Genomic DNA, 11,460 nt, shown 5'->3' on the forward strand with positions numbered 1-11,460 from the left:
TCGGCAGTAAATGAGCGACGTAATCTTGTCATTGAACACCTCAGGTCATGGTGGCGTGTACCACCTAAAATGGTGTCCGGGATGATTAGACCACTACAGTCAGCTTAAAAGTCAGCGAGTAATCGCGCTGTGTCCGTTTCACACCTTGTCCCATCGGGTTCTCCATTTATTGTGTAAACCATATTCAGGACGGGACAGCAGAGATAAAAAAGCCAGCCGAGTGTTCGGCTGGCTTTTTGCTATCAGTGGCAGGTGGGGGATTAACCGACCAGCTGATAGAGGATGGCGGAGATGGCGATCATCCCCATCACAGCGACAAATACGTTGCTGATATGGCCCTGATACTTCGCCATGGCCGGTACGCGCTTGATGGCGTACATCGGCATGATGAACAGGATGGTAGCGATGATCGGGCCGCCCAAGGATTCAATCATGCCCAGGATGGAGGGGTTGGCAATGGCAGTGCCCCACAGGGTCAGGATGAAGAAGGCGATGATGAACATCTCGACTTTCTTGGCGTTCGGCTCTTTGCCTGACTTGCGCATGTTCTGCACGATCATCCCTTTCAGACCTTCACGGGCACCCAGATAGTGGCCGAAGAAGGAGGAGACGATGGCCACGAACGCAACCAGCGGACCGAAGTAGGAGATGATGGGGCTGGCATGCTGGTTCGCCAGATAGGAGAGCACGGCGATGTTCTGGGCCTTGGCTTCTGCCAGCTGGGCCGGTGTCAGGCTCATGACGCAGGAGAAGACGAAGAACATCACGAAGCCCAGCAGCACCATGGCGGTACGCTTGAGGATGGCATCGGCTTTCTCGACAGCCTGATCACCGTGGTCGCGGCGCTGGGCCAGAGAGAAGCTGGAGATAGCCGGGCTGTGGTTGAAGGAGAAGACCAGTACCGGGATGGTCAGCCACAGGGTAGTGGCGAAATCCTTGGCAGAGGGCACTTGCTCCAGCGCCGCGCCGGTCCAGTCCGGGATCAGGTAGAGGGAGATACCGGCCAGAATGGCGATCAGCGGATAAACCAGCAGCTCGGTCACTTTCAGCATCAGCTTTTCACCGGCCAGCATCACCGACATCATGCCCATGATCAGCACGATGGAGAGGATCCAGCGCGGCGGGGCACTCATCTGCAGCTGGTTGACCATGAAGCTTTCGACGGTGTTGGTGATACCCACGCCGTAGATCAGCACGATGGGGTAGATGGCGAAGAAGTAGAGCAGGGTGATTAATTTACCAGCACCCACGCCAAAGTGTTCTTCCACCACTTCGGTGATGTCTGCGTTTGGCTTTTTGGAGGAGAGGACGAAGCGGGCCAGACCACGGTGTGCCAGATAGGTCATGGGACCTACCAGCAGCGCCATGACGACCAGCGGCCAGAAACCGCCCATACCCGCGTTGATCGGCAGGAACAGGATCCCCGCGCCAACCGCGGTCCCGAACAGACTGATGACCCAGGTAGAGTCGCGTTTTTCCCAACGAGTGGTTTGAGTAGAGCGGATCCCTTGCTCTGTTGACGCCGCAACTCCCTGCGTGCCAGTGACTGTGTTTGACATCTATCTCACCCCGAATGTGTGGTTCTTATTAAGTCGGCGCAAGGATACGGTTTTTCTAATCAAAAATGTTGATCAAATTCATCTTTACGGCACGAAAAACCGCACTTTCTTATGGAAATGTGATCAAAACAAGAAAAATTCAATTATTGTTTATCAATTGGCACGTTATTTTAGTGTTAATGATTAAATCTCGCTCAGCCAAATGTAGGTAAATTGTTATTTTGCGAGATGCTGGGCTAGCTGGTTGATCATGCTGGCGGTAGCCCCCCAGATAAAGTGCTGTTGCCAGGGGATCCAGTAGATGGTGTGTGCTTTCCCCCCTCTGGAAAGGGTCAGGGGGATGTGGTTGCGCCGATCCAGCAGATGGGTCAGCGGCACTTCGAAGGCGTGATCCACCTCATCCGGACTCAGGATAAGGGGATAGTTGCCATCGAGCAGCCCCAGCACCGGCAGTACCTCGAATCGTGACACCGTATTGAGCGGGTTGAGGGTGCCGATCACTTCGATCAGCCGGGCCGGAATGCCGAGCTCCTCTTCGGTCTCCCGCAGCGCCGTGGCAATCAGGTTCTCGTCGCCGGGATCCTGTCGCCCGCCGGGGAAGCTGATCTGCCCCCCATGATGACGCAGCTGGGGGCTGCGCCGGGTCAATAACACGCTGAGCCCCTCATCGCGCATCACCACCGGGATCAACACTGCCGCCGGACTGAGCCCGCCGATGGCGAGGCGATGGGCCGGGGCGGGTCGCTGCAACTGGAAGCGGGTCAACAGTTCGTGGCGATCCATGGCGGGGAGCTCTCCTGTGCGTTGGCCAGACAGTGGGGAGGGTTACAGCGCCGACAGCGGCGGCAGGATGCGGGCGACCTTGTCATAGGTCTCCTGATATTCGCTGTCGGCGTCGGAGTCGGCGATGATGCCGCCACCGGCCCAGCAGTGCAGGCGACCCGCTTCGGCGATCAAAGTGCGAATGCAGATGCTGGTGTCCATCCTGCCATGCTGGCTGAGATAGCCGATGCTGCCGCAATAGGCATTGCGGCGCTGGGGCTCAAGCTCTTCGATGATCTCCATAGCCCGGATTTTGGGGGCGCCAGTGATGGAGCCACCCGGGAAACAGGCGCGCAGCAGATCGACCCCTTGCCAGCGTGCATCCAGCTCACCATGGATGGTGGAGACCAGATGATGTACCGCCGGAAACGACTCCACCGCAAAGAGATGAGGCACGCTGACCGAGCCTGGCCGGCTGACCCGACCGATATCGTTGCGCAGCAGATCAACGATCATCAGATTCTCTGATCTGTCCTTGTCCGCCTGTGCCAGCTCCAGCGCGACTTGCTGATCGGTGGCCGGATCGGGGTGGCGAGGGCGAGTGCCTTTGATGGGTTTGGTTTCGATATGGCGGCCATCAAGCAGCAGGAACCGCTCGGGAGAGAGGCTCAACAGTGCGCTCTCCGGCAGGCGGATAAAGGCAGAGAAGGGGGCCTTGTTGGCGCTTGCCAGCAGGCAATAGGCCTGCCACTCATCCCCCTGATAGGGGGCGCTGAAACGCTGGGTCAGGTTGATCTGATAGCAATCACCCGCAGCGAGGTATTCCTGAATGCGGGTAAACTTTTCGCCATACTCGGCGCGGCTCATATTGCTCTGCCATGACCCCAGCAAGGTAAAAGCAGGGGCCGGGGCGGCCTGCTGCTGTTCAAGCCAGGCCAGCCGGTTGGCAAGGCCCGCTTCATCCCCCCAGTGCACCAGCTGCCAGTCGCCGGTCGCCACATTGCGCAGTAACGCCCAGTCGTAGATGCCCACCGCCATGTCGGGCACTGCGATATCGGCGGCGGCCTGCACTGGCAGTCGCTCGAAGCGGCGGCCCAGATCATAGCCAAACAGGCCGAGGGCGCCGCCAATAAAGGGCAGGTGAGTGGCGCACAGATCCAGCTCCCCCAGCAGTTGTTGCTGGGTATGGGCCAGCAGGGCGAGGGGATCTTCGCTGTGTTCGCTGATATCCGCCCCGACACGCAGAGTGGTCACCTCGCCGCGGGTTTCGAGGGTCGCCAGCGGATCGGCAGTGATGATATCAAAGCCGTTATCGGCGCCGAGTGGTCCCGCCGACTCCAGCAACATGGCCCACGGCTGATGTTGCAGGCGGGCAAAAAGCTGATGGAGTTCAGCACTATGGTCTAGATGATGGATATGAAGTGTTGGCGTCATTTTATGTTACACAGGCAACAGTTTGGTTCCCGAACCCTAGTCGGTGCTGGTGGGCAAGCGTATCATAGGTGTCGGTGACTTAAGAAAAAACTGCCGTGTCGTTCGTTTTTTGCTGGTTGATAGTTTTTAGCCAGCACGTCAGCACGGCCCATCATATGGAAGCCCTTGCCCTGCTCCGTGGCAGAGACAAGGACCAGTGAGGATGATATGAGCATTATAAAAAAACAGGATTTCATCGATTCTATCGCAGATGCCCTCCAGTACATCTCCTATTACCACCCGTTGGATTTTGTTCAGGCTGCCAAAGCGGCGTATGACCGCGAGGCCAACCCGGCCGCCAAAGATGCGCTGGCCCAGATCCTGATCAACTCCCGCATGTCCGCCGAAGGTCATCGTCCGCTCTGCCAGGACACCGGTATCGTGACCTGTTTCGTCAAGATCGGCATGCAAGTCCAGTGGGACAGCGACATGACAGTGCAGGAGATGGTGGACGAAGGGACCCGCCGTGCCTACACCAATCCTGACAACCCGCTGCGCGCATCCGTGCTGGCCGATCCGGCCGGCAGTCGCAAAAACACCAAAGACAACGCCCCTGCCGTGGTTCATATCGACATGATCCCCGGCAACAAGGTGGAAGTGAGCATCGCGGCCAAAGGCGGTGGCTCCGAGAACAAATCCAAGATGGTGATGCTCAACCCCTCTGACGATATCGTCGAGTGGGTACTGAAAACCGTGCCGACCATGGGCGCAGGCTGGTGCCCACCCGGCATGCTGGGCATCGGCATCGGTGGTACTGCCGAGAAAGCGGCGGTGCTGGCCAAAGAGGCTCTGATGGAGCATATCGACATTCAGGAGCTGATCGCCCGTGGCCCGCAAACCACCGAAGAGAAGCTGCGAGTCGAGCTCTACGACAAGGTCAACAAGCTGGGGATCGGTGCCCAGGGTCTGGGCGGCCTCACAACCGTGCTGGATGTGAAGGTGAAATCTGCGCCGACTCACGCCGCCTCCAAGCCGGTGGTGATGATCCCCAACTGCGCCGCGACCCGCCACTTTCACTTCGAGCTGGATGGTTCAGGGCCCGCCGAGCTGACCCCGCCGAAACTGAGCGACTGGCCGGAGATCACCCGTGAAGCGGGTGGCAACGTGCGCCGCGTCAACGTCGATGGCATCACCAAGGCCGAACTGGCCAGCTGGAAGAGCGGTGATACCGTGCTGCTCTCCGGCAAGATCCTCACCGGTCGCGACGCCGCCCACAAGCGTATCGCCGACATGCTGAAAAATGGCGAAGGGCTGCCTGAAGGGGTCGATTTCACCAACCGCTTTATCTATTACGTTGGCCCGGTCGATGCGGTGCGTGACGAAGTAGTTGGCCCGGCTGGCCCCACCACCTCTACCCGGATGGACAAGTTCACCGACATGATGCTGGGCGAAACCGGCCTTATCGGCATGATCGGCAAATCCGAGCGTGGCCCGAAAACTGTCGAGAGCATCAAGCAACACAAGGCCGTCTATCTGATGGCGGTCGGCGGCGCTGCCTATCTGGTGGCCAAGGCGATCAAGAAAGCCCGCGTGGTGGCATTTGCCGATCTCGGCATGGAAGCGATCTACGAGTTTGAAGTGGAAGATATGCCGGTGACCGTTGCGGTCGATTCCGAAGGCAACAATATCCACGAAACCGGCCCGGCCTACTGGTCTGCCAAGATTGCCGAGCTGGACGGCAAACTCTCCTCCTGAGTGACCGTTTCTGCTGCCGGTTAACGGCATCGGCCATGTAAACAAGGCGCGTCCATCCGGATGCGCCTTGTTGCTTTTGCTGGCCTGTTATGGGCTCAGGTTGGCCGCTTGCGGCAAGCGGATATAAAAAAGGATGGCGTGACGCCATCCTTTTTCGTTGTGCTTGTGCTCTGTCAGCAGCGCAATTGCACCTGGCTTAGGCCTTTTTCAGGTAGGCGGCCACCAGTACGATCTGCACGCCGTTGACCTTGCCTTCGATATGGAGCGGGTTGTTGGTCAGACGGATGCCCTTGACCAGGGTGCCGCGCTTGGCGGTGAAACCGGCGCCTTTCACGTCCAGATCCTTGATCAGGGTAACGGAGTCGCCCTCTTGCAGCACGGCGCCGTTGGAGTCAACGGTCGGTACGCTGTCATCATCTTCGTCAGCAATACCAGCTTCAGCCCAGGCCTTGGCTTCGTCTTCCATGTACATCATGTCCAGCAGATCCTGAGCCCACACTTCACCCTTGCCGGAGAGTGTTTTCAGCTGGCGCCATGCCATCACCTGCACCGCAGGCACCTGGCTCCACATGCTGTCGCTCAGGCAACGCCAGTGGTTGACCACCAAGGTATCAGGTTGTTCCAGCTGACCACGGCAGGTGTCACAGATAGCAACGCTGTGATCATCGTCGCTGGCGGGGGAGTGAGGCACCACGAAGGCGGTCAGCGCCTGCTCGGCGCTGCACAGTTCACACTTGGCGCCCGCGCGCGCTTGCAGAATGGCGTTGATGGTCATGTTGTTGGTCCCATAGCTAGTGTAAAGCGACCCGCGTTGGGCGGGGCGCGTGAAAGAGGGGGCGGAATATAGCATAAAACCCCGCACTTTGTCAGGTCTGCCCTGGCTCACAAGGTTGGCTGTGCTGTTGCGCGGCGCTGATCGTTTGGTATTGAGAGTGCAATTTGAAGCGGGATCGCTAGAATGAGCCTCCTTTTTGACTGCAAGGCAGGGGCATTCGTGCTGGCTCAACGTTTTCAACACCTGGATCGACTGCTCACCCGCTACCGACGCTGGTGGCAGTATCAGCCATATCATCATCTGACCATGGCCTTTGCTTATGAGGCGCCCGAACTGGCGGCACTGCTCAATGGGCTGACCCTTGCCCAGTTGGCGGAGCTCGATGCGGATATGGATGCACTCAGCAGTCTGCTTGCCCCCTGGATTGCCGAGGGAGCCGAGCTGCAGCAACTCAGTCAGCTTGCCCCGTTTACCCCTGAGCCCATCACTTGCAGCAAGGAGATGGCGCTGCATATGCCGGGGCGTAAGCAGGCCCAGATCGAGTCGTTCACCGCCTGTTTGCCGGCCCATCAGGGCCCCTATCTGGAGTGGTGTGCCGGCAAAGGGCATCTTGGGCGGCTGGTGTCACTTCATCGACAGGCTCCGATCCTCAGTCTGGAGTTGCAAGAGCAGCTTTGTGACGAAGGTCGGCTGCTGGCCGAGCGAGATGGCGCCAATATGACCTTTACCTGCGCCGATGCTTTTGCCCCCGAGTCGGCGGCGCTGATCGCCCCCGAACATCACGCTATGGCACTCCATGCCTGCGGCGAGCTGCACACCCATCTGCTGGAGCGGGTGGCCGAGCGCAGTGCCAGCGGCGTGACCATCTCTCCCTGTTGTTACCACCTGATCCGTACCAGCCACTATCGCCCGCTGTCAACCGCGGCCAGCGCCAGCGAGCTGGTGTTGAGCAAGGCGGATCTCAAGTTGCCGCTACAGGAGACGGTGACCGGTGGTGCGCGGATCGCCCGCCTGCGCGAGCAGGAAGTGGTGTGGCGGCTCGGGTTTGACTGCCTGCAGCGTCAGGTGCGCGGGGTGGATGAGTATCTGCCGGTGCCCAATATGCAAAAGAGCCTGCTGACCGGCACCTTCGAGGCATTCTGCGTTTGGGCTGCAGAGCGCAAAGGGATTGTGCTGCCCGCCGGGCTGGACTACCCCGCCTGGTTGGAACACGGGGAGCGCCGCTTTGGTGATGTCGCCCGCATGGAGCTGGTGCGTCATTTGTTTCGCCGTCCCCTCGAGATCTGGCTGGCGCTGGATCGCGCGCTCTTTTTGCAAGAGCAGGGCTATCGGGTCGAAGTGGGGGAGTTTTGTGCCAAACCCATGACCCCGCGCAATATCCTGATCCGTGCCGTGCGTGCCTGACATCCGGCTATTTTGAGCATTTTTCTTGAACATTGATGATGGCTGACAGATTGAGCCTGTCAGCCATTTTTTTCATCACGAACAATGAGCGTATGGTTGGTCACCTGGCCGTCTCAACTGTTCTAAAAATGGGCGAAAGATCACGCTCTGGCGTTTTCGTTTGGGTTCTTTTTCTTTGTTTCAGCTGCACTTAATATCACAAGGTGAAATGGCTCACAAATTCTGCTTATTTCTTAATTCTCATCGTGAATTTAGTTGTTGAAACACCTACTCTTGGAACGCATTAATTCAAACAAGGACGATAAACATGTTCAAACCCAAGCGTTGTGCCTGGCTGATCGCTGCCGTCTGCGCATTGCCAAGCTATGCCGCAATGAGTGCAGCCATGAATATTCAACCCGATCCGCAAAATGCGGGAGGATATGTGATTGCGGCCACGGATCTGGCCGCCGTGGAAAAAGCCAAGACGGCTAATCCCATGTATGCAATATGGGCCAAGGCATTGGCGACCCGGTCAAATAAAATCGTTGATGTCATTGAACCGGGTCTGGCAAGCAATCCTGACAACGTAAAACGGGTTGAACGGGTATTTCCCCAATCTGAATGGGAATATTTAACCCAGATGGCCGCGCCGGAATATACTTATGTCCGCTTCTTGCGAGCCATCGGTAAATTCCCTGCGTTCTGTGGCGAATATACCGACGGTCGCGATTCTGATGCGATCTGTAAAAAATCCATCGTGACCGCCTTTGCCCACTTCTCTCAGGAGACCGGTGGCCATATTGCCAAGGAGAACGTCTCCGATAACCCGCTGGGGCTGGAGGAGTGGCAGCAGGCGCTGGTGCATGTGCGGGAGATGGGCTGGTCAGAGGGACAGACCGGCTACACCACCGGTTGTGGCCAGAACGACTGGCAGAACAAGAAGTGGCCCTGCAGCACGGGTCAGGGGTACTTCGGCCGCGGCGCCAAGCAGCTTTCTTACCACTTCAACTACGGTGCCTTCTCCGAGGCGATGTTCGATGGCGATGCCTCCGTGCTGCTCAACAGCCCGGGGCTGGTGGCGGACTCCTGGCTCAACCTCGCTTCTGCCATCTGGTTCTTCCTCACCCCGCAGGCCCCGAAACCGGCCATGCTGCACGTGATTGATCGCACCTGGGTACCCTCCAAACGGGAGGCTGACGCCGGTATAGGCTATGGCTTCGGTACCACCATCAACGTGATCAACGGCGGCATCGAGTGCGGTGAGCAGAACAAGGACAAGGGGCAGCCGGTCAATCGTATCCGCTACTGGGAAGGGCTGGCCAACCACTACCAGATCCCGATCAAGGCGGATGAGAAGAACACCTGCTGGCAGCAGACTCCCTATGGCAGCCTCAATCTTAACGGCGCTACCGACGTGCTCTACACCAACTGGGATGGCAACTGGAAATACTATCCGGATCGCCCGGGCGGTTACTCCTTCGAGTGCGAGCTGGTGGGCTTTCAGACCGCTTATTCTGCGCTGGTGCCGGGTGACTACGAGAAGTGCGTGACCAACTTCTACGGCTCCCACGCCAACTGGCCGAAAGTGCGGATCGTCGCCAAGCTCGATCCCGCCCCGGTCGATCCGGTTGACCCGCCGGTTGATGGTCAGCCTGCCTGGGATGCCAGCAAGGTCTATACCGCTGGCAGCAAGGTGAGCTACAAGGGCGCCGTCTATCAGGCCAAATGGTGGACGCAAGGGGATGATCCCGCCAAAGGTGGCCCCTGGGCGTTGGTGACGACCCAATAAAGAGACAGTCCATCCATTGATTGATAAGGAGAGGGGGCTTGGCCCCCTTGTAATATATTTTTGCGTTGGGAGGATATGTGGCAGAGATTAAAAATAGATCCATCTCTCTGGAGGGATATCTGTATTTTTTTGGTCAACTTTTATTTCCCGCTTAAAGTGATGTAAACGGCCCATATCAAATTTATAGATAGCTGAATTTAATGTTTTAACCTTGCAGCTCAGTAATATTAAAAAGCATTGATTGATGTTTTGCTAAACGATGGGTTCGAAGAGCACACCCATGACGCCATCTTTGTCGTATGTATGATGAGGGTGTTTATTCTTCCCATCTATCAACTCATGGAATCACCCGGCGCGCTATTTATTTCTCAGAATGAGAAATGAACATATTGGATGTAAAAGTCATGTGTATCTATTCGTTTACGGATGAGAGTATGTAGTTCGGCGGATGTTTTTACTGCGAGCGAGGTAATCTTGCTTGATTTTAAAGAATCGTTAAGGTGCGCAGATGAATGGGGATTGTCGTCACGTTATCCGAATGGGAAGTCGATTGCGGTTTAATCACTAAGCAGATAGCAGGAAAGAGGAGTGCACCATGGAACTGGTGGTGATCCGCCATGCAGAGACGCAAGCCAATGCGGAAGGGCGTTATCAGGGCGCGCTGGATATCGGGCTCAACGACGATGGCGTGCGCCAGATATCCCGGCTGGCTGAGAAGGTAGCAGTGACAGAGCCGCCGTTCGATCGGCGGCTGGCGTCCCCCCTGCTGCGAACAAGGGAGAGTGCTGCCATCTTGTCTCGTCAGCTGGGATTGCCTGTGGAGCTTGTGCCTGCCTTTCGTGAGCGGGATGTCGGCCTGTTTGAAGGGCTAACGCAGGTAGAGGCAAGAACACGCTATCCCGAACTGTGGGCGCGCAATATCACTAGGCGCTGGGCTGAAGCTCCTCCCGGTGGTGAAACCATTGATGAGGTGATTGCCCGGGTCTCGCAGGGACTCACGGAACTTGCTTCGACCATGCAAGGGGAGCGGATAATGCTGGTGGCGCACGGTGTGGTCGCCAAGGTGATCCGCGCCGTAACGATGGCCGGATTTGATGACTTCTTCGAGTGGCAATTGCCCAACGGCGGCATGCTGTCGGTGAGGATCTCTCTGGCTGATGGCGGCCCACTGCGCTTTAGCCGTCCTCTTGATGGTCGTGATTGAACCGTCATTCCGCACCTGATTTTGCTATTTTCAGTGCTTGACGGCGATCGGCCGTTCTGATCTATTACTCTCTTTTGCAGGTAGATCATCATGGCCGCACCCGCTATCTCGATCCGTAACCTCGATCACCTTGGTTTGGTCGCCGCACTCTGCCAGGAACTGGGCATTGCCCGCATGATCGATGCCTTGCTCCCCAAAACCCCGCCTTTCAAGGTCTCACATGGTGAAGCCTTGGTCGCCATGATAGTGAACGGCCTCGGCTTTCACAGCAGCACCCTGCACATGTTCCCGCAATTCTTCGCTAACAAGCCGGTTGAGCGCCTGATTGGCCCCGGGATCTGTGCTGATGACCTCAATGATGATGTGCTCGGTCGCTGTCTCGATGCCCTCTTTGAGGCCGATGTCAGCGCCTTGTATCAGGTGATGGCGGCGCAAGTTGTCGAGCGGCTGGGGCTCAAAAGCACCGCAGTGCACCTCGATATTACCAGCTTCCACGTCGATGGCGCCTATGACTGTGCCGATGGGGATCTGGTCGGTAAGCTGCAACTGGTGCGTGGTTATAGTCGTGATCACCGGCCAGAGCTGAATCAAGTGATCCTTGAGCTCATCTGTGAAAATCAGGCCGGCCTACCTGTCTATATGCAGGCCCTGAGCGGCAATAGTAATGACACCAAAGCCTTTGCCCAGACCGTTCGTCGCCATTTGAGCAGTCTCAAGGCCGCGCAGGAGTGCCGTTATCTGGTCGGCGATGCCGCACTGTACTGCGCCGATACCTTGCAATTACTGGCGCAACAGCAGCAACTATTTGTGACCCGGG

Annotated in this window: 8 protein-coding genes and 1 pseudogene; 5 read left to right on the forward strand and 4 right to left on the reverse strand. The window is 57.4% G+C overall.

Going from position 1 to position 11,460, the window contains the following annotated elements; translation table 11 throughout:
• Positions 1 to 260: 260 nt before the first annotated feature.
• From AB5Y97_RS16070 to pabB, 3 genes are all read right to left on the reverse strand, one after another.
• The gene (locus AB5Y97_RS16070; protein WP_005351750.1) at positions 261 to 1,559 is read right to left on the reverse strand and encodes a serine/threonine transporter; all 1,299 of its coding nucleotides are present in this window, start codon (positions 1,557 to 1,559) and stop codon (positions 261 to 263) included.
• A 216-nt stretch (positions 1,560 to 1,775) separates the two neighbouring features.
• Positions 1,776 to 2,342, reverse strand: coding sequence for a CoA pyrophosphatase (locus AB5Y97_RS16075; RefSeq protein ID WP_201946578.1), 567 nt, complete (start codon positions 2,340 to 2,342; stop codon positions 1,776 to 1,778).
• 42 nt (positions 2,343 to 2,384) lie between these two features.
• Positions 2,385 to 3,668, reverse strand: coding sequence for an aminodeoxychorismate synthase component I (gene pabB / locus AB5Y97_RS16080; protein ID WP_234920552.1), 1,284 nt, complete (start codon positions 3,666 to 3,668; stop codon positions 2,385 to 2,387).
• A gap of 294 nt (positions 3,669 to 3,962) precedes the next feature.
• Between pabB and AB5Y97_RS16085 the strand changes: the two genes are divergently transcribed.
• Positions 3,963 to 5,489: a fumarate hydratase gene (locus tag AB5Y97_RS16085; RefSeq protein ID WP_201946575.1), complete on the forward strand. Its 1,527-nt coding sequence runs from the start codon at positions 3,963 to 3,965 to the stop codon at positions 5,487 to 5,489.
• A gap of 196 nt (positions 5,490 to 5,685) precedes the next feature.
• Here AB5Y97_RS16085 and AB5Y97_RS16090 read toward each other — a convergent pair whose 3' ends face one another.
• Positions 5,686 to 6,264, reverse strand: coding sequence for a PhnA domain-containing protein (locus AB5Y97_RS16090; protein WP_111900926.1), 579 nt, complete (start codon positions 6,262 to 6,264; stop codon positions 5,686 to 5,688).
• A 183-nt stretch (positions 6,265 to 6,447) separates the two neighbouring features.
• Here AB5Y97_RS16090 and AB5Y97_RS16095 point away from each other — a divergent pair, with 183 nt between their 5' ends.
• The 4 genes and pseudogenes from AB5Y97_RS16095 to AB5Y97_RS16110 form a co-directional block, all read left to right on the forward strand.
• Entirely contained in the window at positions 6,448 to 7,668 is a 1,221-nt protein-coding gene (locus tag AB5Y97_RS16095; RefSeq protein ID WP_201946573.1) for a methyltransferase, read from the forward strand.
• A 307-nt stretch (positions 7,669 to 7,975) separates the two neighbouring features.
• Entirely contained in the window at positions 7,976 to 9,439 is a 1,464-nt protein-coding gene (locus AB5Y97_RS16100) for a chitinase (RefSeq protein WP_368158447.1), read from the forward strand.
• 595 nt (positions 9,440 to 10,034) lie between these two features.
• Positions 10,035 to 10,643, forward strand: a complete 609-nt coding sequence (locus AB5Y97_RS16105; RefSeq protein WP_368158449.1) for a histidine phosphatase family protein — start codon at positions 10,035 to 10,037, stop codon at positions 10,641 to 10,643.
• 90 nt (positions 10,644 to 10,733) lie between these two features.
• Positions 10,734 to 11,460 (forward strand): annotated as a pseudogene (locus AB5Y97_RS16110) (IS1634-like element ISAs25 family transposase); the annotation flags it as partial.

It is taken from the genome of Aeromonas sp. R10-2, assembly GCF_040908445.1.
Lineage (GTDB): Bacteria > Pseudomonadota > Gammaproteobacteria > Enterobacterales > Aeromonadaceae > Aeromonas > Aeromonas veronii.